At 68.8% G+C, this 18,412-nt stretch carries 25 protein-coding genes; 12 read left to right on the top strand and 13 right to left on the bottom strand.

Annotated elements, in window-relative coordinates; all coding sequences use genetic code 11:
* Positions 1–110 precede the first annotated feature (110 nt).
* The 3 genes from ABD197_RS07735 to ABD197_RS07725 are packed head-to-tail and all read left to right on the top strand — an operon-like array spanning position 111 to position 2,955.
* Complete coding sequence (locus ABD197_RS07735; protein ID WP_344053239.1) at positions 111–1,553, top strand: ferredoxin reductase family protein; 1,443 nt, start codon at positions 111–113, stop codon at positions 1,551–1,553.
* A 20-nt stretch (positions 1,554–1,573) separates the two neighbouring features.
* On the top strand, positions 1,574–2,140 hold the full coding sequence (locus ABD197_RS07730) for an FMN-binding protein (RefSeq protein ID WP_344053237.1): 567 nt from the start codon (positions 1,574–1,576) through the stop codon (positions 2,138–2,140).
* Positions 2,140–2,955 (top strand): FAD:protein FMN transferase, encoded by an 816-nt coding sequence (locus tag ABD197_RS07725; RefSeq protein WP_344053235.1) that lies wholly within the window; start codon positions 2,140–2,142, stop codon positions 2,953–2,955. Before ABD197_RS07730 ends, ABD197_RS07725 begins: the two co-directional genes overlap by 1 nt.
* Positions 2,956–2,960: 5 nt before the next feature.
* Here ABD197_RS07725 and ABD197_RS07720 read toward each other — a convergent pair whose 3' ends face one another.
* Both ABD197_RS07720 and ABD197_RS07715 read right to left on the bottom strand, forming a co-directional pair.
* Positions 2,961–3,935, bottom strand: a complete 975-nt coding sequence (locus ABD197_RS07720) for a sensor histidine kinase (RefSeq protein ID WP_344053233.1) — start codon at positions 3,933–3,935, stop codon at positions 2,961–2,963.
* Positions 3,932–4,612: a response regulator transcription factor gene (locus tag ABD197_RS07715; RefSeq protein WP_344053231.1), complete on the bottom strand. Its 681-nt coding sequence runs from the start codon at positions 4,610–4,612 to the stop codon at positions 3,932–3,934. The genes ABD197_RS07720 and ABD197_RS07715 overlap by 4 nt, the downstream gene beginning before the upstream one ends.
* Positions 4,613–4,733: 121 nt before the next feature.
* On the opposite strand from ABD197_RS07715, the gene ABD197_RS07710 reads away from it, so the two are divergent.
* Positions 4,734–5,417, top strand: coding sequence for an LON peptidase substrate-binding domain-containing protein (locus ABD197_RS07710; protein WP_344053229.1), 684 nt, complete (start codon positions 4,734–4,736; stop codon positions 5,415–5,417).
* A 123-nt stretch (positions 5,418–5,540) separates the two neighbouring features.
* Positions 5,541–5,924 (top strand): VOC family protein, encoded by a 384-nt coding sequence (locus tag ABD197_RS07705; protein WP_344053227.1) that lies wholly within the window; start codon positions 5,541–5,543, stop codon positions 5,922–5,924.
* Positions 5,925–5,968: 44 nt separating this feature from the next.
* Here ABD197_RS07705 and ABD197_RS07700 read toward each other — a convergent pair whose 3' ends face one another.
* Positions 5,969–6,520, bottom strand: coding sequence for a TetR/AcrR family transcriptional regulator (locus tag ABD197_RS07700; protein WP_344053225.1), 552 nt, complete (start codon positions 6,518–6,520; stop codon positions 5,969–5,971).
* A gap of 60 nt (positions 6,521–6,580) precedes the next feature.
* Between ABD197_RS07700 and ABD197_RS07695 the strand changes: the two genes are divergently transcribed.
* Positions 6,581–6,997: a hypothetical protein gene (locus ABD197_RS07695; protein WP_344053224.1), complete on the top strand. Its 417-nt coding sequence runs from the start codon at positions 6,581–6,583 to the stop codon at positions 6,995–6,997.
* A gap of 70 nt (positions 6,998–7,067) precedes the next feature.
* Here the strand turns inward: ABD197_RS07695 and ABD197_RS07690 are convergent, their stop codons facing one another.
* The 4 genes from ABD197_RS07690 to ABD197_RS07675 form a co-directional block, all read right to left on the bottom strand.
* The gene (locus ABD197_RS07690) at positions 7,068–7,754 is read right to left on the bottom strand and encodes an ArsR/SmtB family transcription factor (protein ID WP_344053222.1); all 687 of its coding nucleotides are present in this window, start codon (positions 7,752–7,754) and stop codon (positions 7,068–7,070) included.
* A 4-nt stretch (positions 7,755–7,758) separates the two neighbouring features.
* On the bottom strand, positions 7,759–8,124 hold the full coding sequence (locus ABD197_RS07685) for a hypothetical protein (protein WP_344053220.1): 366 nt from the start codon (positions 8,122–8,124) through the stop codon (positions 7,759–7,761).
* Positions 8,124–8,570, bottom strand: a complete 447-nt coding sequence (locus tag ABD197_RS07680; RefSeq protein ID WP_344053218.1) for an OsmC family protein — start codon at positions 8,568–8,570, stop codon at positions 8,124–8,126. Before ABD197_RS07680 ends, ABD197_RS07685 begins: the two co-directional genes overlap by 1 nt.
* A 106-nt stretch (positions 8,571–8,676) precedes the next feature.
* Positions 8,677–9,123, bottom strand: a complete 447-nt coding sequence (locus ABD197_RS07675) for a DUF6194 family protein (RefSeq protein WP_344053216.1) — start codon at positions 9,121–9,123, stop codon at positions 8,677–8,679.
* Positions 9,124–9,178: 55 nt separating this feature from the next.
* Between ABD197_RS07675 and ABD197_RS07670 the strand changes: the two genes are divergently transcribed.
* Positions 9,179–9,916, top strand: a complete 738-nt coding sequence (locus tag ABD197_RS07670) for a MerR family transcriptional regulator (protein WP_344053214.1) — start codon at positions 9,179–9,181, stop codon at positions 9,914–9,916.
* Positions 9,917–10,108: 192 nt separating this feature from the next.
* On the opposite strand, the gene ABD197_RS07665 is transcribed toward ABD197_RS07670, so the two are convergent.
* From ABD197_RS07665 to ABD197_RS07650, 4 genes are all read right to left on the bottom strand, one after another.
* Positions 10,109–10,597 (bottom strand): hypothetical protein, encoded by a 489-nt coding sequence (locus tag ABD197_RS07665; RefSeq protein ID WP_344053212.1) that lies wholly within the window; start codon positions 10,595–10,597, stop codon positions 10,109–10,111.
* A gap of 159 nt (positions 10,598–10,756) precedes the next feature.
* Entirely contained in the window at positions 10,757–11,254 is a 498-nt protein-coding gene (locus ABD197_RS07660; protein ID WP_344053210.1) for a DUF427 domain-containing protein, read from the bottom strand.
* 37 nt (positions 11,255–11,291) lie between these two features.
* Positions 11,292–11,705, bottom strand: a complete 414-nt coding sequence (locus ABD197_RS07655; protein WP_344053208.1) for a YchJ family protein — start codon at positions 11,703–11,705, stop codon at positions 11,292–11,294.
* Positions 11,702–12,796, bottom strand: a complete 1,095-nt coding sequence (locus tag ABD197_RS07650) for an NAD(P)-binding domain-containing protein (protein WP_344053206.1) — start codon at positions 12,794–12,796, stop codon at positions 11,702–11,704. Before ABD197_RS07650 ends, ABD197_RS07655 begins: the two co-directional genes overlap by 4 nt.
* A 124-nt stretch (positions 12,797–12,920) precedes the next feature.
* On the opposite strand from ABD197_RS07650, the gene ABD197_RS07645 reads away from it, so the two are divergent.
* A complete protein-coding gene (locus ABD197_RS07645; protein WP_344053203.1) occupies positions 12,921–14,522 on the top strand; it encodes a sodium-dependent transporter in 1,602 nt (533 codons plus the stop codon).
* Complete coding sequence (locus tag ABD197_RS07640; protein ID WP_344053200.1) at positions 14,519–14,686, top strand: methionine/alanine import family NSS transporter small subunit; 168 nt, start codon at positions 14,519–14,521, stop codon at positions 14,684–14,686. The genes ABD197_RS07645 and ABD197_RS07640 overlap by 4 nt, the downstream gene beginning before the upstream one ends.
* Here ABD197_RS07640 and ABD197_RS07635 read toward each other — a convergent pair whose 3' ends face one another.
* On the bottom strand, positions 14,687–15,463 hold the full coding sequence (locus ABD197_RS07635; protein ID WP_344053198.1) for an isocitrate lyase/PEP mutase family protein: 777 nt from the start codon (positions 15,461–15,463) through the stop codon (positions 14,687–14,689).
* A 76-nt stretch (positions 15,464–15,539) separates the two neighbouring features.
* Here ABD197_RS07635 and ABD197_RS07630 point away from each other — a divergent pair, with 76 nt between their 5' ends.
* The gene (locus tag ABD197_RS07630) at positions 15,540–16,580 is read left to right on the top strand and encodes an FUSC family protein (RefSeq protein ID WP_344053196.1); all 1,041 of its coding nucleotides are present in this window, start codon (positions 15,540–15,542) and stop codon (positions 16,578–16,580) included.
* A gap of 4 nt (positions 16,581–16,584) precedes the next feature.
* Here ABD197_RS07630 and ABD197_RS07625 read toward each other — a convergent pair whose 3' ends face one another.
* A complete protein-coding gene (locus ABD197_RS07625) occupies positions 16,585–16,953 on the bottom strand; it encodes a hypothetical protein (protein ID WP_344053193.1) in 369 nt (122 codons plus the stop codon).
* 170 nt (positions 16,954–17,123) lie between these two features.
* On the opposite strand from ABD197_RS07625, the gene ABD197_RS07620 reads away from it, so the two are divergent.
* Together ABD197_RS07620 and ABD197_RS07615 are read left to right on the top strand one after the other, a co-directional pair.
* Positions 17,124–17,657: a hypothetical protein gene (locus ABD197_RS07620; protein WP_344053191.1), complete on the top strand. Its 534-nt coding sequence runs from the start codon at positions 17,124–17,126 to the stop codon at positions 17,655–17,657.
* A gap of 32 nt (positions 17,658–17,689) precedes the next feature.
* Complete coding sequence (locus ABD197_RS07615) at positions 17,690–18,400, top strand: hypothetical protein (RefSeq protein WP_344053189.1); 711 nt, start codon at positions 17,690–17,692, stop codon at positions 18,398–18,400.
* Positions 18,401–18,412 lie beyond the last annotated feature (12 nt).

Below are 18,412 nucleotides of genomic sequence, written 5' to 3'. Positions count from 1 at the left end.
GTCAGTCTAGAAGCGGCGTCGTTCCTGCTTACGCCCAGCGTTGCCTATGAGCTCGCTGTGACGGGCCAATTCTTAGTGGCTCCTCAGAATCCGCTCTCCACGATGAACCCATGACCACTCTCGCTCCGCGGACGCACACGATCCCGGTATCCTCCGTGTCCGCTCCCCCGGCGCCGGCTGTGCCGCTCGTCCACCGCCCTGCGCGGCGCGCCCTCTGGCATGCTGCGGCGACCGCGGTCATCTGGCTCACGAGCCTGTTCGTCGTCGCGCTGTGGGTCGCCGGCGGCGGGGTGACGGCCACCCTGGGGTTCGACGGCGAGACCCTTACGACACTCGGACGACTGACGGGCCTCGTCGGCGCGAACCTCCTGCTCTATCAGGTCCTGCTCATGGCGCGGATCCCGCTGTTCGAGCGCGGCTTCGGGCGTGACGCGATCACCCGCATGCACCGCTTCGTCGGATTCTGGTCGTTCTGGCTCATGGGAGCGCACATCGTGCTCCTCGTCCTGGGCTACGCCGCGACCGCGGCCGTGAACCCGTTCGTGCAGCTCTGGGAGTTCATCTGGGAGTACCCCGGAATGCTGCTCGCCACGGCGGGAACGCTCCTGATCCTGCTCGTCGTCGTCACCTCGATCCGCCGCGCGCGGAAGAAGCTGCGCTACGAGTCCTGGCACCTGCTGCACCTGTACGCGTACGTCGGCGTCTTCCTCGCGCTGCCGCACCAGCTGTGGACAGGCGCCGACTTCCTGTCCTCGCCCGCGGCGACGGTCTACTGGTGGACGCTCTGGGCGCTGGCGGCGGCATCCGTCCTGGTCTTCCGGGTCGGCATCCCGCTGGTCCGCTCCGCACGGCACGGCGTACGGGTGCACGCGGTCGAGCCCGACGGCGAGAACGGCGTGACCGTGCACATGGCGGGACGCGACCTGCACCGCCTCGGCGCACGGGGTGGCCAGTTCTTCGTGTGGCGCTTCCTCGACGGCGCCGGCTGGACGCGCGGCAACCCGTTCTCCCTCTCCGGCGCGCCCGACGGCCGGTCGCTGCGGATCTCGGCGCGCATCGCCGGCGACGGCACGCAGCGCCTGACCCGACTGCGCCCCGGCACCCGGGTGCTCATCGAGGGGCCCTACGGGCACATGACCGGCGACGCGCGGAAGGGGTCGAAGCTGCTCCTGATCGGCGCCGGCGCCGGAGTGGCGCCGCTCGTGTCGCTCCTGGAGGAGCAGGCGTACCGCCCCGGCGACGCGATCCTGCTGACCCGTGACCACACCGAGCGCGACGCGCTCCGCCAGGGTGCGATCGCACGCCTGGTCGCCGAGCGGGGTGTGCGTCACGCCGCGCTGTCCGGTCCCCGCAACCCCGGCGCATCGTCGTGGCTGGATGCCGGTCACGCGGCGTGGCGGGGACCGGACCTCATCCGCTACCTCGCCCCCGACATCGCAGCCTACGACGTGTACGTGTGCGGCCCCGTCCCGTGGATGGACGCCGTGATCCGCGACCTGAAGCAGGCGGGCGTCCGGGGCGACCGCATCCACTCCGAAGCCTTCACCATCTGAGCCCGCTCGAGGAGCACACCATGAAGAGAATCGTCTACGCCGTCCTGGCCACCCTCAGCGGTCTGGTCCTGCTGTTCAGCTACCGTACCTCCCTCGACGCGGTGCAGCCTCTCGCCGTGGCGGACACGGGTGCCACCACCGGCACGAGCGCGGCCCCGAGCACCGGGACGCAGAGCTCGGACGACGAGTCGACCGAGTCCGGCGACGATGAGTCGAGCGAGGGTGGCTCGTCCTCCTCGAGCGGCTCCACCTCGAGTTCGTCCGGCTCGTCCTCGTCCTCCGGATCGACGACCGCCGCGAGCGGCTTGACCGACGGCACGTACACCGGTGGCGCGGCGAACACGCGCTACGGCGCCGTCCAGGTGCAGATCACCGTGTCCGGAGGCGTCATCACCGACGTGCAGGTGCCGCAGTACCCGAACAGCAACCGCGAAGACCAGCAGATCAACGCCCGCGCTCTGCCGACCCTGATCGCCGAGACGACGCAGGCGCAGAGCGCGCAGATCGACATGGTGTCGGGCGCGACCTACACCAGCCAGGGCTACATGGCCTCGCTGCAGAGCGCGATCGACCAGGCGAGCGCCTGATGATCGCGACCGGCGCCGCGGCCCTCACCCGTTCGGTGCGCGTGGAGGAGATCATGGGGATGCCGATCAGCATCCATGTGCTCACCGGGGGCGTCCCCGACGCGGAGACTGAGCAGTCGATCGCGGCGTGCTTCGCGGAGCTGCGTGACATCGACCGCGTGTTCTCGACGTACCGCGCCGACTCCGACATCAGTCGCATCGCCCGCGGCGAGCTGACTCTGCGGGATGCCGATCCCCGCGTCGCCGAGGTGGAGGCGGCGTGCCGAGCGGCGGCGATCGAGACCGGCGGCCTGTTCTCCGCCACGTGGAACGGCACGTTCGATCCGACCGGATTCGTGAAGGGCTGGGCCGTGGAGAGCGCCGCGCGGCGCCACCTCGCGCCGCTGCTCGGCACCGTCGATGCGGTCGGCATCAACGCCGGAGGCGACGCGCAGCTGTTCACCGCCGGCGGCTCGGCGTGGGTGTGGAACGTGGGGATCGCCGATCCCCGCCATCCGGGACGGGTGATCGCGACGCTCCCGGTGCGCACCGGCGCCGTCGCGACCTCCGGGTCGGCGGAGCGCGGCGCGCACATCATCGATCCGCGGACGGGCTCTCCGGCTCGCGGCGTCCTCAGCGCGACGGTGGTCGATGCGAGTCTCGCCCGGGCCGACCTCTGGGCGACGACCGCGGTGATCGCAGGCTTCGAGGACCGCACGTGGATCCCGCGCGCGGGCACGCGGACCGGCATCCTGATCGCCGACGACGGTCGCGTCACCCGCTGGCTCGACGGAACCTCCGTCGACGTCGTCCCGCCGGGGATGCTTCTCGGCTGACTCGGTCAGGACGCGAGGGGCAGCCGCAGCAGGAACGTCGTCCCGGCAGCCGAGGTGCTCTCCACCTCGACACCGCCACCCGCCCGCACCGCGACATCGCGGACGAGGGAGAGCCCGAGGCCGAAGCTGCGCCGGCGGCCGCTCTCGGCCGACCGTGAGAACCGTTCGAACACGTCCGCCGGGGCGATCCCGCGGATGCCGGAGCCGCGGTCGGCGATCCGGATCGCCGCCGCGCCGCCCTCGCGGGCGACGCGGACAGCCACCTCCGCCCCGCTCGGCGAGTGCTGGATCGCGTTGTCCAGCAGCGCCACGATGACCCGCGTCAGCGTGACGGAGGGCAGGGTGACCGTGAGCGGACCCGTCGTCTCCGTCCGCACCGACACCTCCGCCTCGAACGCGAGGGGCTGCACGGACTGCACTGCGCCCGCGACGGCGTCGTCGACGGATGCCGGGGCTTCGGCGCTCGCGCCGCCTTCGGCCGCGAGCAGCAGGTCGCTCAGCACGTCGTTCATCATCGCGGCATCCGTCCGCAACTCCTGGAGCGTCCCGTCGATCGGCTCGCCGCGCTCGTGTCGGCGCTGCAGGAGCTGGATCCGGCTCGTGAGGGCCGTCAGCGGGGTGCGCAGTTCGTGCGACGCATCCGCGACGAAGTTGCGCTGCAACCGGAGCGCTTCGCCGAGGGGCCGCACCGATCGCCGTGCCGCGAACCAGGCGACGGCGGCGAGCAGCACGACGCCGATCACCCCGAGGACGATCACCGCGGGAAGGATCCGGTCCGCATCGATCACGAAGTCGTCGCCGCCGCCCGGCCGAGGGAATCCCCCGTCGTGCTCGCCGACCTCTGGTCGCCGATTGAGCACGATGACGGCCAGGAGCAGTCCGACCCCTCCGGCGATGATCAGCGCGGAGGCGACGGCGACGGTGAGACCGATGGACACCGCGGCGCGTCGCACCCGCGTGCGGTCGTCCTGCACGGTCACGAGGGGTTCCCCGCCCGATAGCCGCGAGCGCGGACGGTCTCGATCATGTCGCGGGTCGACTTCCGTCGGACGTAGTGCACGTACGTGTCCACCGAGCTCGTCGTCTCGCCCTCGCGGAAGACCGAGCGCAGGATCTCCTCCCGCGAGAACACATGCTCGGGGCTCGCGCTGAGGAGTTCGAGGAGCGCGGTCTCGGTCGCGGTCAGGGCGATGCGGTACCCGCTCGGGTCGTACAGCGCCTGCGACGCGGGCGTGAACGTCCACTCCCCCAGACGCCGGCGCCCGGCATCCGCATCGAAGCCGCGCCGCAGCGAGCGCAGCCGCGCGAGCAGCTCTTCGAAGTCGAAGGGCTTCACGAGATAGTCGTTCGCTCCCCCGTCCAGGCCGCTCACGCGGTCGTCCACCGACCCGAGTGCGGTCAGCATCAGGATGGGTGTCGTAATGCGCGCGGTCCGCACGGCGCGGATGAAATCGACTCCGTCCATGCCGGGCAGACGCCGGTCGACGACCATGACGTCGTAGCGTCCGTTCAGCGCGAGCTGCAGTCCCGCCTCGCCCGTGGTCGCGTAATCGACGCGGTACGCCTCGGAGAGCACCTCGACGGTCATCGCAGCGATGCGCGGATCGTCCTCGACGTACAGCAGCGCGCCGCGAGCGGCATCCGCGTCCTCCGCCATCGTGCACCTCCCCGTCGGACTGGCTCCGAGACTACGACCCGAGCTGATGCACCGCCTGTGACGACCCATCGGTTTCGACGGATTCCGACCTGTCGGACCGGATCGCTGATTGACTGGACAGATGGCGCAGGTCGCGATGTTCCCTCTCGGAACGGTCCTCTTCCCGCACACGCCCCTGGCTCTGCGGATCTTCGAGGAGCGCTACCTCGTGATGCTCGGCCGACTCCTCGAAGACGACGACCCGCAGTTCGGCGTCGTGCTCATCGAACGCGGCAGCGAAGCCGGCGGCGGCGACCAGCGCTTCGGCATCGGCACGATGGCGCGCATCACGAACGTCATGGCGGCCGAGAAGGACATCCACCTGATCGCCGTGGGCGGCGCGCGAGTCGAGGTGAGCGACTGGAGCGAGGACGAGCCCTATCCGACCGCGTTCGTACGAGAACTGCCCCCTCTCGTCTGGGACGACGCGCTCACTCCGCTGCGCAACGAGGCGGAGCGAATCGTGCGGCGGGTGCTCTCGCGGGCCGCGGAGTACAACGAGGTGCAATGGGACGCGAACATCGAGATCTCCGATGATCCGCTCGAATCCAGCTGGCAGCTCGCGGCGATCGCACCGCTCGGCCAACTCGATCAGCTGCGACTGCTGCGATCGACCACGCTGGGCGGCCTGCTGCGCGAACTCATCGACCTCACCCTCGCCGCCGAACCGGTGCTCACGGCGACTGCCGACGACGCGGCGTTCGACCAGGCGCTGCTGAATCTCCTCGAGGAAGAGGACGGCGGCGACACCGGGGATGAGGACTGACCGGGGAATCCTTTGCGCGTGGCGCCTCCGTCGGTTCACCTAAGCTCGACTCACGCTCGAACTGGTCGACGAACGGCGACGGCGGGTCTTGCCGATGTCGGCGCCCTATCGGACGATGGCGAGATGTTGAGCATCGGGACCATCGTGCTGAGCGTTGAGGACATCGGGCGCGCGGGTGACTTCTGGCGAGCGGCATTGGGATACGTGAATCGGAGTGAACCGTCTGAGGATTGGGTGATCCTCGACCCGGCAGACAAGGCGAAGTGGCATGAACCGGGTACGAGCATCGCCTTGTCCGTAACGGGATACCCGCAGCACTATCCGCCCCGCATCCATCTCGATCTCTACGCGCAGGATCAGGCGGGCGAGATCCGCCGCCTGATCGCGCTTGGTGCACAAGAAGTCGACTGGCACGGCTATCCGCCCGATGCCGACTACGTGGTCCTCGAGGACACCGAGGGCAACCGCTTCTGCGTCGTCGCCGTGAGCGATCACGTCACGGTCTGATCGACCGCTCCCTGACGGCGCCGGCGACGTGACGTTCCACGGCATCACTGTCCGGGGAACATGGCTCCGATGACGAGCTCGATCGCCGGGCGGATCGGAGCATCAGGTGCGATCGTGAGTCGGTTGACGATGAGTCCCGCGGACACCGCAAAAAGGGTCGTGGTGGCGAGCTCAGGGTCGGTGGCGCGGAGGGACAGCATGATGTCACGGACCTGCGTTTCGAATCGCGATCTTTCGACGCGCAGCGAGGGCTGCCGGTTCGGGGTCGCCGTCGTTTCGAGGAAGAGTGCGTACCGGGCTCGTGTGCGTGCCGCGTGGCGGCCGGTCGCGTCCTCGAGAAGGGTGGCGATGGCGTCGACCAGGTCGTCGACGGTGCTCACGCGGGCGAGGCCTTCGGTGAGGTCGCCGCGTTCTTGATCGGCGATCCACGCCACCACCCCGGCGACGAGCGCGTCACGAGTGCGGAACCAGTTGGAGGTCGAGCCCCGCGGAAGCGCAGCGGCGGCATCGACGCGAGCGTGGGTGAGCGCCCGCACCCCCTGCTCACCGACAAGACGGACGGCCGCGGCGAGCGCACGGTCACGGGTGCTGGGCATCTTCGAACTCTATACTACATTCGTAGTGACACAGGACTACGAAAGTAGTAGTCTTCCGCTATGGCCTACATCGTGGTGCTGGCCTGGGCGGTCCAGGCAGCGTTCGGACTGTCGCTGCTCACCTCGTGGGCGCGGCGCGCCCGCGGGCAGAACGCGGAACTCGTGCTCCCGCACATCCTCATGATGGTCGCGTTCCTCGTGCCCTGGTCATTGTTTCTCGCGACCAGTGCCGTCGCATGGGGGTGGCTCGGGGTGGCCATCCTCCTCACCTTCATCGGCTTCGGTGACGCCACGATGGTGCGACGCTCGCGAAAAGTCACCGGCCAGACGAACCCCTCTCTGCGCGATTACGTACCCGCGGTCAAGGTCGCCCTGTCAGGGCGGCTCGGATGGCGAGTGATCGTGCACGCCCTGATGGCGCCCGTCGTCCTCATCCCTGCCATCGTCGTCTGCATCGCCGCGACAGCCGCCGCCTGACAGGATACCGCCGGGACACCGCCATCGCCGGCGAACGAAAGCCGGCACGGTTTGGGGAGAAGGATGCCGACTACCCTCGGCCTTCGAGGGCGACCAGCATGTCCTCCCCGCGTGCAGTCAGCCGCACGGCCCGGCTGGTGACCCGTCGGGTCACCCACTCCTCCGTTTCGAACGTCGCGAGCACCTGCGCGCCGAGTTGTCCGGCGACGTGCGGCTGCCGGCTGCTCCAGTCCAGGCAACCACGCGCCCAGGGTCGTGCTCCTCGTGGTGGCCGCAGGTTCAGCGCGTCGACGAGCCCTCCCTGAGGAAACGGCGACGGCGCATTAGCGCTCTGACCCACGGCGAGTTGCGTCACAAGTCCCGAACGGGTGAGAAGATCGGTGATTCGCATACCGAGATCGCCGGCGAGGTGGTCGTAGCAGGTTCGGGCGCGGCGGAGATCGGCCGAGATGGTCGACTGACGAAGAGAGCGCACTTCGCGAAACGGTGCGATTCCCTGCAGCGCCTCCACCGCCCGGGCGGCGCCTTCGCCAGCGAGACGGTAGAACCTGTTCCGGCCACGTTGCTGAACATCGAGGAGTCCCGCGTCCATCAGAATGCGAAGGTGCTCGCTGGCGGTCGAGGCGGACACGCCCGCCACGCGCGCAAGATCGCTCGCGGGTATCTGACGATTGCCGAGGAGTGCGGACGCGATCAGGGCACGCGCGGGGTCACCGAGCGCACGCGCGGGTACTGAGATGTCGGGCTCTCCACTCATGCTCCTATGCTCCAGCGAGCGCCTCGCGTGCGCGCCCTACGTCATCGACGACGAGCACTTTGCGGTTGTCGTGGTCGCTGTACTGGATGTGAAGCGTGACTCCCGCATCGACGAGGACTTGCATCATGCGCCCCAGGGCACCGGGAGCATCCGCATCCAACTCGGCTACCACCACGGGGCGCACGAACGGCGTACCGAGTCCTGCCTCGACGAGCGCGAGAACGGCGGCGTCTCTATCGGCGATGAGGTAGTGGGCTGTGCCCGACCACATCCCGCCACCCTCGAGGCCGACACCAGCGCCGCCGAGCGCACGTCCGATCAGTACAAGCGATTCGGCTCCGTGAGGAGCTGGGATCTCGATGTCGAACATCACACCGTCTCGATCGAGGGCTCAACGATGACGTCCGCCCCGAGGCTGTTGGCGACGTAGCACTGGTCGTGCGCTTTGCGCACCAGCCTCCCCACCCGGTAGGCGCTGGCGCCGTGGACGACGATCCGCGGGCGAAGGACGATGTTGGTCAGCCGCATCGGAAGGTCTTCACTCGACATCTCGCCGGATGCCGCATCCTCATACTCCAAGACTTCCACCCCTGCATGAGCCGCCACTGCGAGGAACGAGAGCAGCTGGCACGAGCTCGCGGCGGCGACGACGAGCTGTTCCGGGTTGGGAAGACCAGGGTCGCCGTGAAAAGCGGCATCCGCGCTCATCGTCAACACGCTGCCCGCAACGGCTACCTCGTGGCGACGCCCGTAGTTCTCGTAGGAGTCCGTTCGGCCCTGCCAGTTCAATGTGCTCTCGTACAGATGAGTGGTCATGTCGAGAGGTTAGAACCGCAATACTTCGGTGCAGACCGAAGTGTCGAACCGAGGAGCTCCCTATGCTGCGCCGATTTCCTCGCCGCAGCTGACTGCGGTGGCTTTCTCACGCGGTAGTGGACCGACGATGGGCGCGCGATCGAGCCGCTTCATGCGCATCCCGCAGCAGCGAGACGACAAGGCCCGATGTCGAGGTCGCCGGGTTGACCACCGACACCCAACCCGCGGCCCCGTACACCGGGTGCGAAACGAATACGTCGGCATCCGCGGGGCTCGCACCATCTTGGACAATGTGGACTGCGCGGTCGCGTCCGACGTGGATGTTCACGCGGAATCGGCCAGGCTCGTCGAGTCTCGATTCCTCGTCATCCGGGTAGTTCTTCGTCACGATCGTCCCGTACGGCTGCATCCGGTCAGGCATCACCCCATCCGGGGCGTAGTAGAAGAACGCATCACCCCACGCCAATTCCGGTGATCCGCTCCCCTCGCCCGGAATGATCACGAGCACACCCTCGAAACCGCTGACGACATCGACGATCTCATTCATCTCCATCCCTCAATCGTCACCTTCACGTGCTTGTGTGGAGATTGCACCGAGGGGAGCTGCGATGACGAACCTGAAGTCTCAAGAGCCGGGACTCACAACAGTTGCCGTTGCCCGGTCTGTGGGCTACTCCACTCAACAGGTCCGTGATCTCGAACGGCTGGGCGTTCTCCCCGCGGCCGAGCGCGGTGCGAACGGATACCGGCGATACCAGGAGCGCCACGTCATCGCGCTGCGTGCATATCGTGCCCTGGCCGCCGCGATCGGCCCTGTGCCGGCGCGACAGCTGATGCCCACGCTCATCCACGGCACTCTGGAGGCCGCGGCCGAGGCGATCGACGACCTGCACGCTCAGCTCGCCCGCAGTCGGCACGAGATTCGTGAAGCACGTCGCGGTCTGGATGCCGTTCTCGCCGACACCACCCATGTCTTCGACGACAGCGACTCCATGACGATCAGCGAGCTCGCAGAAGCTCTCGGCGTTCGCTCGTCGGCACTGCGTCATTGGGAGCACGAAGGACTCGTCAACCCCGACCGGATCAGCCGCTCGCAGACCCGTCGGTACAGCGCTAGGGCCATCACTGAGGCGCGGATCGTCGCAGCGCTCCGCGCTGGTGGCTATCGCATCCCGCGGATATCGAGCGTCCTCGCCCAACTGCGCGAACAGGGGCTGACGACAGAAGCACGGTCGCTTCTCGACGAACGACTGTCAGACCTCGCCCATCGCAGCCTCGCCCTCCTCGAGGGGTCAGGACGACTCCACACCCTTCTCAGGGAGCAGCGGCAGTCTGCAGGGGGCTAGTCACGACCGCGAGCCGGTCACTCACCGAACTTCCCTCGGGTGTCTTGGGGCACGGGACGGAAGCGGCTGCCAAGAGTCCAGCAGCCGGAAGGGTGTTGATGGCCAGGCCCGGATGCAGCGCAGTGCCGGCGATCATCGCGACCGCTGCAACGCCCAGGACGAATCGCGCGCCAGGTCCCGTCAGCCGGTCGTTCAGCCGACCAAACGCCGCGCATCCATGTGCTGTTCATGCCACCACGTCCTGCCGCCGTCGTTGGAACACCAACCGTCCCAGGCGAAGGATTCCGGTGCGATGTCGCTGAAGGTCCACCTCACACGACGGCCGTCAGCCTGTACTCCGTCGAGCTCGATCCTGTCCTCGGAAGCCCTCGCGGTGAGAACGACATGTTCGTCCGCGCGCGGGCAGAACCAAACCACACGCCATCCGATCCGCGAGTCCCACGTGCGGACGGTCGTACCCAGTGCGGACCCACTCGCATCGACAATCACGTCCTGGATTCCTCGACCACCGATGATCCAGTCGAAGCTCCACAGCAAATCGCTCTTTGACCAGGTCCCGGCAGACTCGCTGTAGAGCGCGTTGCGGATCTCCCACTCACCGACGAATCGCCCGAACAGGGCGAGCTCGGAAGCGATCTCGGGTGCCGGCCCGTCTGCGGCCAGACTCCGCTGCATGCTCACGGACACAACCTACTCACCGACGCGACAGCGGCGAGCGTCTTCGACGACACGGATGCCGGTCGCCGTGCCTGCGCTCAGAGGCAGAAGCACGCACGCGACGCCGGCGAACCAGCCCGGCCCAACCCGGAGGTTCAGCATCCGGTCGGGTCCCGGCCGCGCTTACCAGCCCATCGTGCCCGGCTCGCCCTTGAAGGGCCCGACGATCTCCGACGTGATCCACCCGCCGTAGAACCCGCCGGGCTGAGGCACCACGATTTCGCCGTCGACCGTGCATCGATCCATCCGCCCGGCGTACACGGCCACACGGTCTCGCAGCAGCTCGTACCCGGGCGACGGGGTCGGATAATTCCACGCCGCCCCCTCGGCGGTCAGCCCGCCGCCGACGACGTCGAAATAGCGTGCGGCACCCTTGAACTCGCAGAACGACGAACCGCGCGCCGGCACGAGCGCACCGTCGGCGAACGCAGCGATCGGCACGTAGTAGACCGGCGGATGGCTGGTCTCGAGAACACGGACGACATCGCCCGTGTCGAGGATGCGCTGTCCGCCGAGATCGATCGTCACACGCTTGTCGACGCGCTCGATGCGAGGTGGACGGGGGTAGTCCCAGACGGATTCCTGGCCGGGGCTGACGGGAAGACGGATCGGGCGAGCCATGTATCAACGGTACGCACGAACGCCGGGGCGAGGGCCGTCAGCGCACGTCGCCGTCCACGTACACCCAGCGGCCCCGCAGCCTGACGAATCGGCTGCGCTCGTGCAGGGCTCCCCGGTCACCGTCCTGGATCCACTCCGCGCGGAACTCCACGACACCGGTGTCGCCGTCCGCAGGCGGGGCGTCGATGATCTGCAGGCCCGTCCACTGCACGTCAGGATCGATCGCGATCTCCTCCGGACGCGTACGCGGGTGCCACGATCGCGCGAGGTGTGCCGTGTCCCCGACGACGAAGGCCGTATAGCGCGAGCGCATCAACTGCTCGGGTGTCGGCGACGATTCGCCGCGAAGCATCGGGGCGCAGCATCCGTCGAAGGATGCACCGCTGCCGCAGGGACACGGATCCATCCCGTTCGGGCGGGCGGATGCCGACGCGGCGCGACCGAAGCTCACGCCGCCACTCTCGCACGATCCGCCACGATCGCCCGCACGGCGGCGCGCCCCGCCCGATTCGCCCCGACGGTGGACTGCGACGGGCCGTAGCCGATGAGGAAGAGGCGCGGCTCGTCCAGCGCGCGCCCGTCGGCCACCCGGATTCCGCCGTCCTTGGTGCGCAGCTTCAGCGGCGCGAGGTGGTCGACGGCGGGTCGGAATCCGGTCGCCCAGAGGATGACGTCCGCTTCGACGAGCGTTCCGTCAGGCATGCGGACGCCGTCCGGCTCGATCGCGGTGAACATCGGATGCCGAACCAGCACGCCCCGCGCCTGCGCGGCGCGCGCCCACGGCGTCCAGTGCATTCCCGTGACGGAGATGACGCTCCCCGGCGGAAGCCCGCGCCGCACCCGATCTTCCACGCCGGCGATCGCGGCGACGCGTGCCGGGATGTCGAAGGCCTCGTCCGACCAGTCCGGCTCGCGCCTCGTGACCCAGAACGTCTCGGCCACGTGCGAGATCTCGTCGAGGAGCTGCACCGCCGAGATCCCCGCTCCCACGATCACGACGCGCTGACCGGCGAACTCGTCCGCCGAGACGTAGTCGGCGACGTGCAGCTGTCGCCCGCGGAAGCTGCTCTGACCCGGGTAGTACGGCCAGAACGGCCGCGTCCACGTTCCGGTCGCATTGATCACGAATCGTGCCGCCCACTCCCCCTGATCCGTCCGCACGAGCAGGCGGCCTTCCGGATCGTCGTCCTCGCGCGCGACACCGGTCACCTTCACCGGCCGCCGCACCTGCAGATCGAACTCGTCCTCGTAGGAACGGAAGTAAGCAGGCAGCACGTCGCGGCTCGACGCCGCCGGATCGGCGGGCGGCACAGGGAAGCCGGGCAGCTCGTGGATGCCGTTCACGGTCGCCATCCGCAGACTCGCCCAGCGGTGCTGCCACGCGCCGCCCGGCTCAGTGTCGGCATCCAGCACGACGAAGCTCTCCGCTCCGGCACCCTCGCCCGGCCACGGCGTGAAGCCGCGCCGACGCAGGTGATAGGCCGCCGACAGCCCGGCCTGGCCCGCGCCGATCACGACGACCTCGACCGGGACAGCACGCATGACCCTCGTCAACACGCCCGACGCACCCCGGATTCCCGCTACCCGACACCCGCCGGGGCGGACTGGTAGCGTGCGGCGTACCGACGAGCTTCGCCCCCCAGCGACCGCACACGAGGAGAGCCTCATGACCGACGTGAAGAGCGAACCGCCCGCTGCTGGAGCGCAGCCCCGCGAGGAATGGACCGGCCAAGTCGGTTTCATCCTCGCCGCGATCGGCTCCGCGGTTGGCCTCGGCAACATCTGGCGCTTCCCCGGTGTCGCCTACGAGAACGGCGGTGGGGCGTTCCTCATCCCCTACCTCGTGGCGCTCATCACCGCCGGCATCCCGATCCTCTTCCTCGACTACGCGATCGGCCACCGCTTCCGCGGCTCCGCACCGACGGCGTTCCGTCGCCTGGGCGGCCGCGCCCGCCGATGGACGGAATCCCTCGGGTGGTTCCAGGTCGCGATCGCCTTCGTGATCGGCCTGTACTACACGGCGGTGATCGCCTGGGCGCTCAGCTACTTCGTGTTCTCGTTCGACCTGCGGTGGGGCGACGACCCGGCGGGATTCCTCACCGGCGAATACCTGCAGGTCGCCGATCCCGGGTTCAGCCTCGACTTCGTGCCGGGAGTGCTCCTCCCCCTCGCGCTCGTGTGGGTCGCCGCGATCGTCGTGCTCGCGCTCGGCGTCGCCAAGGGGCTGCAGCGAGTCAACGTCGTCTTCCTGCCGTTGCTCGTCGTCGCCTTCATGATCCTCGTCGTCCGCGCCCTGTTCCTCGACGGCGCCGCGGAGGGGCTGAACGCCCTCTTCACTCCGAACTGGGCAGCTCTCGGCGACCCGAACGTCTGGATCGCCGCGTACAGCCAGATCTTCTTCTCGCTCTCGATCGCGTTCGGCATCATGATCACCTACGCCTCGTACCGCAAGCGTCGATCGAACCTCACCGGGCCGGGCCTCGTCGTGGCCTTCGCGAACTCGTCGTTCGAGATCCTCGCCGGCATCGGCGTCTTCGCGACCCTCGGCTTCTTCGCCTACCAGCAGAACGTCGCCGTCTCCGAGCTCGAAGGCCTTACCGGCGTCGGGCTGTCCTTCATCACCTTCCCCGCGATCGTGTCCGAGATGCCCGGCGGCCCGATCTTCGGCATCCTCTTCTTCGGCTCTCTCGTGATGGCGGGGTTCACGTCCCTCATCTCGGTGCTGCAGGTGGTCTCGGCCGCCGTGCAGGAGAAGTTCGCGCTGACGCCTCGCGGGGCTGCGGTGGGCGTCGGCGTCGTGTCGGCGATCCTGTCGATCCTGCTCTTCTCCACGACGACCGGCCTCCTCGCCCTCGACGTGGCCGACCAGTGGGCGAACAACATCGGCATCGTCGCCTCCGCTGTGCTCGCGACGATCCTGGTCGTCTGGGTGCTGCGGAAGGGACCCGAGCTGCGGTACCACCTCAACGCGGTGTCGACGTTCCAGGTCGGCAGGATCTGGGTGCTGCTCGTGGGCGTCCTCGCGCCGGTGATCCTCGCCTACATGCTCATCCAGCGCATCGTGACCCTGATCGTCGACGGCTACGCGGACATGCCCGCGTGGTACCTCGGTGTCGTCGGCTGGGGCACGATCGCGTTCATCGTCGTCGCGGCGATCGTGCTGCCGATGTTCCGCTGGCGCCGCTCCCCCGATGACTTCGCCGCCTGGCCCCCGTACCCGCCCTCCGGCGAGAAACCCGCCACCGCGCGGAAGGGAGCAGCGTCATGACCCCGATCGCGATCACGTTCCTGATCCTGGCCATCGTGGTCGTCTGGGGCGGTCTCGTGGCCAGCACGCTCTACCTCCGACGCCGGCCCGAACGCGAGGGCTACCCGCCGGGTGACACGGATGACCACCGCGAAGACGACGCACCGGTCATCCGCGACACCTGATCAGTTCAGCGCGCGGGTCGACGGCGGAACAATGCCGTCGGAGTACAGGTCGATCGCGAGGTCCTGCAGCGCGGTGAGGGCGACGCGCTGCGTCATGGGCCCGTAGGAGATGCGCGCGACGCCCAGCGCCTCGTACTCCGCGGCGCGGAGCGCGCCGGGCAGCCCGATGACGCTGATCTTGCGCTCGCCGATCCCCTCGACGAGCTGCCGAGTGACGTCGGCGTTCAGGATGCCGGGCACGAAGACCAGGTCGGCGCCCGCATCCAGGTAGGCACGGCCACGGGTGATCGCGTCGGCGATGGATTCCTCGACCGGTCGGTCACCGGCACGGACGAACGCGTCGGTGCGCGCGTTCAGGACGAACGGCACGCCCTCGGCTTCACCGGCGGCGATCACCGCGGCGACGGCATCCACGGATTCCGCGAGCGGGCGCAGGCGGTCCTCCATGTTCGCGCCCACGGCGCCCGCAGCGATCGCGCGCCGGGCAGTCTCACCCGGATTGCCGAAGCCCGCGTCGAGATCGACCGATACTGGCAGGTCGGTCGACGCGGTGATGCGCGCGACCATGTCGAGCAGGACATCGAGCGGGATGTTCTCGCCGTCCTCGTAGCCGAACGTCGCGGCGATCGAGTGCCCCGCCGTCGCGAGAGCCTGCGTGTCGGGCAGCGCCGCCACGGCGCGTGCGGACACGACGTCCCACACGTTGACGACGCGAAGGATCTCGGGAGCCGCGTGCAGTGCGGCGAGGGTCTGTGCTTTCTCCTGCTGAGTGGTCATCGCTCCACGCTAGCGGCGGCGCCCCGCTCCGGTCGCGCGGACGCCGCGGGGTTGACGGCCGCTCTACGCTCGGTGCATGAGACTGACGGCCGGCTTCCGATCAACTCAGCGCAGTCCGCTCCTCCAGGTGGCGAAGTCCGCCGTAGCGACGGTGGCCGCCTGGCTCGTGGCGGGTTCCCTCATTCCCGGTCCTCCCCCGGTCTTCGCCGCGATCGCCGCTCTGCTCGTCGTGCAGCCCAGCGTGAACCAGTCGCTCACGAAAGCCGTCGAGCGCAGCATCGGCGTCATCGCCGGAGTCGTGGTCGCTGCACTGCTCGGCATCGTGCTGGGCGGCGACACCTGGGTCATCCTCCTCGCCACGGTGATCGCGATCCTCGTGGCGTGGATCCTGAAGATGACGCCGGGAACCGCGAACCAGGTGGCGATCAGCGCCCTCCTCGTGCTCGCGCTCGGCACGGCGACGCCGACGTACGCCCTCGACCGGGTGCTCGAAACGCTCATCGGCGCGGTGATCGGCATCCTGGTCAATCTCGCGCTGGTGCCTCCGGTGGCCGTCACGCCCGCGCGCGATGCGGTCACCGCGCTCGGCGACGAAGTGGCGAACTCGCTCGAGCGCCTCGCGGATGCCTTGGAGTCGCGCCCCACCGAAGCCGACCTGCACGGACTCCTCGTCGAAGCGCGTCTCATGAAGCCCATGCGCACCGCCGCGGACCGGGCGATCGATGTGGCGACGGATTCGCTCTCACTCAACCCGCGCGGAAGGCGGCATCGTCAGGAGCTCGCAGCGACGCAGGACCTGCTTGAGCGCATCGGACCCATCGTCACGCAGACGATCGGGATGACGCGGGCTTTCTGCGACCACTACGACCCCACGCTCGCTGATGAGCCGACCGTCCAGGCGATCGCCGAGCAGCTGCGGAGGGCGGCTCACGACGTGCGCCTCGACGTGCGACGGACGGATGCCGCATCCGGCGCGGCGCCGGCGTACGAAGAGCCGGCCGCTCTCACCTCGCCGCTCAGCGTAGCCGCGCCTTCGCGCGCGCACTGGGTGCTGATCGGCTCGATGCTCGAGGACCTGCGCCGCGTGCACGAGTCGCTGCGCGAACCCGTGGGCTGATTCGCTACTTGCCGACCTCGACCGTGAAGGTGATGTCCTCGATGCCGCCGTCCGAGTTCGAGAGCACCACGGTCGTCGCGCCGTCGGCGAGCGCCTTGACGCCCGGGTTGAACGTGGCGCCGTCCTTCTCGTAGCCCTTCGTGAACTCGGCGACCGAGGTGTCCGCCACCTCGCCGCTGTAGCTGTCCACTGCCAGGTCGCCCGTGTTGATGTTGAGTACCTGGCCCACGACGAGCTCGACCGTCTCGCCCTGCAGGTCTCCGGCATCCATCGTCACCGGCGCGATCACGGGCGAATTGCTCTGCGCGCACGCGCTCAAGCTGAATGCGAGCGTAACGGCCGCCGCGACGCCGATCAGTTTCGAGATCTTCACGCGGTCAGTATGACAGCGCGCCTGTCCCGAGTCACGGACCCGTTGAGTGTCCAAGACACGCCGTGTCACCCCGGGTCGATCCGGCGTGTCTTGGACACTCAGCGGAAGGAGGTGGGGCGGGGTGTGGATAAGTCGCGTGGTCGCGGCGGGTGGGGCGTTAGCGTGGTCGGATGTTCCGCCGCTCCGCCGCCGTCGTCGTCGCGCTCGCGGTGACACTCGGCGCCACCGCGTGCCAGCCGGAGCCCACGCCGACCCCCACCGGGCCCGCCTTCGCATCGGAGGACGAAGCCTTCGCCGCCGCCGAGGAGACCTACCGCGCGTACGTCGACGCGCTGAACCAGGTCGACCTGAGCGATCCCGAGACGTTCGAGGCCGTGTACGCCTGGACGACCGGTGAGGCGAACGCGGGTGCTCGCAAGAGCTTCTCCGAGATGCACGCCGAGGGATGGACGGTCAGCGGCGTGAGTGCATTTGACGGCTTTACACCCTCCGCGTTCTCCCCTTCAACACCAACGTCAATCGTGACCGCCGAGGTTTGCCTGGACGTCTCGAATGTGGATGTGACTGATGCATCCGGGCAGTCAGTGGTGCCCGAGTCACGGAAGGACCGACAACCCGCGATCGTGACGTTCGCCGCTGCTGACTCGGCAACGTCCCTGGCGATCTCAACGAGCGAAGCAACGGAGTCGGCAGCGTGCTCGTAGTCCTAACAACCGCACTTGTACTCAACTTGCTGATGCCATCTGACGGGTCTGACTCGTGCGGCATTGAGAGCGCCTGGACGGAGTGTTCCGTCTCGAACTCCGGCTCCCAGGTCGACGTCGGCGCGAGCATCTCCGACCCGGCGACGCCGGTGGGCGACTCAGGCTCCAGCGCCCCCAACCCGGCTCCTCCACCACCGCCCGCCACGAACACGTGCACCTCGGTGGGCACCTGCGGCGGTCACACGGTGGTGCTGCCGCCGGACGTGTCCGCGGAAGACCTCGCGTCCTTCCGGCCGGCGGCGCCCTCGCTCACCGGTCAGCCGACCGGCTTCGGCATCGTGGGAGCCCCCACGAACCTGGTCGCGGCGGCATCCGAGCAGCATCTGAGCGGACCGCTCCTCGGATGGGACGTCACCGTACGCTTCGTCCCCAGCAGCTACGTCTTCGAGTACGGCGACGGCGCGTCCGGCCGGTCCTCGACGGGCGGGGCGAGCTGGGAGGCGCTCGGGCAGGCGCAGTTCACGCCGACCGCGACGAGTCATGCCTACCGCGAGCGCGGCACGTACCCGGTCCGAGTGAGCGTGCAGTACACCGCCGCGGTGAACTTCGGCTCCGGCATCTGGCGTCCGGTGACCGGGCTCGTCACGGCCACCAGCGGCACGTACGACGTTCAGGTCGTCGAGGCGCGCACCGCGCTCGTCGGGCGGACCTGCGCCGAGAACCCCGGGGGCCCCGGCTGCTGAGACGGTCATGAC

Source organism: Microbacterium lacus (genome assembly GCF_039531105.1).
GTDB classification, from domain to species: Bacteria; Actinomycetota; Actinomycetes; order Actinomycetales; family Microbacteriaceae; genus Microbacterium; species Microbacterium lacus.
This window is presented reverse-complemented; position numbering and strand designations above follow the sequence as displayed.

Coding starts and splice junctions, on each gene's coding strand:
- ABD197_RS07675 (WP_344053216.1), bottom strand. CDS start 9,123: ATGGAGATGAATGAGATCGTCGATGTCGTCAGCGGTTTCGAGGGTGTG.
- ABD197_RS07635 (WP_344053198.1), bottom strand. CDS start 15,463: ATGACCACTCAGCAGGAGAAAGCACAGACCCTCGCCGCACTGCACGCG.
- ABD197_RS07715 (WP_344053231.1), bottom strand. CDS start 4,612: ATGGCGGAGGACGCGGATGCCGCTCGCGGCGCGCTGCTGTACGTCGAG.
- ABD197_RS07725 (WP_344053235.1), top strand. CDS start 2,140: ATGATCGCGACCGGCGCCGCGGCCCTCACCCGTTCGGTGCGCGTGGAG.
- ABD197_RS07730 (WP_344053237.1), top strand. CDS start 1,574: ATGAAGAGAATCGTCTACGCCGTCCTGGCCACCCTCAGCGGTCTGGTC.
- ABD197_RS07735 (WP_344053239.1), top strand. CDS start 111: ATGACCACTCTCGCTCCGCGGACGCACACGATCCCGGTATCCTCCGTG.
- ABD197_RS07645 (WP_344053203.1), top strand. CDS start 12,921: ATGACCGACGTGAAGAGCGAACCGCCCGCTGCTGGAGCGCAGCCCCGC.
- ABD197_RS07700 (WP_344053225.1), bottom strand. CDS start 6,520: ATGCCCAGCACCCGTGACCGTGCGCTCGCCGCGGCCGTCCGTCTTGTC.
- ABD197_RS07690 (WP_344053222.1), bottom strand. CDS start 7,754: ATGAGTGGAGAGCCCGACATCTCAGTACCCGCGCGTGCGCTCGGTGAC.
- ABD197_RS07705 (WP_344053227.1), top strand. CDS start 5,541: ATGTTGAGCATCGGGACCATCGTGCTGAGCGTTGAGGACATCGGGCGC.
- ABD197_RS07710 (WP_344053229.1), top strand. CDS start 4,734: ATGGCGCAGGTCGCGATGTTCCCTCTCGGAACGGTCCTCTTCCCGCAC.
- ABD197_RS07680 (WP_344053218.1), bottom strand. CDS start 8,570: ATGACCACTCATCTGTACGAGAGCACATTGAACTGGCAGGGCCGAACG.
- ABD197_RS07685 (WP_344053220.1), bottom strand. CDS start 8,124: ATGTTCGACATCGAGATCCCAGCTCCTCACGGAGCCGAATCGCTTGTA.
- ABD197_RS07630 (WP_344053196.1), top strand. CDS start 15,540: ATGAGACTGACGGCCGGCTTCCGATCAACTCAGCGCAGTCCGCTCCTC.
- ABD197_RS07660 (WP_344053210.1), bottom strand. CDS start 11,254: ATGGCTCGCCCGATCCGTCTTCCCGTCAGCCCCGGCCAGGAATCCGTC.
- ABD197_RS07615 (WP_344053189.1), top strand. CDS start 17,690: ATGCCATCTGACGGGTCTGACTCGTGCGGCATTGAGAGCGCCTGGACG.
- ABD197_RS07620 (WP_344053191.1), top strand. CDS start 17,124: ATGTTCCGCCGCTCCGCCGCCGTCGTCGTCGCGCTCGCGGTGACACTC.
- ABD197_RS07650 (WP_344053206.1), bottom strand. CDS start 12,796: ATGCGTGCTGTCCCGGTCGAGGTCGTCGTGATCGGCGCGGGCCAGGCC.
- ABD197_RS07695 (WP_344053224.1), top strand. CDS start 6,581: ATGGCCTACATCGTGGTGCTGGCCTGGGCGGTCCAGGCAGCGTTCGGA.
- ABD197_RS07640 (WP_344053200.1), top strand. CDS start 14,519: ATGACCCCGATCGCGATCACGTTCCTGATCCTGGCCATCGTGGTCGTC.
- ABD197_RS07670 (WP_344053214.1), top strand. CDS start 9,179: ATGACGAACCTGAAGTCTCAAGAGCCGGGACTCACAACAGTTGCCGTT.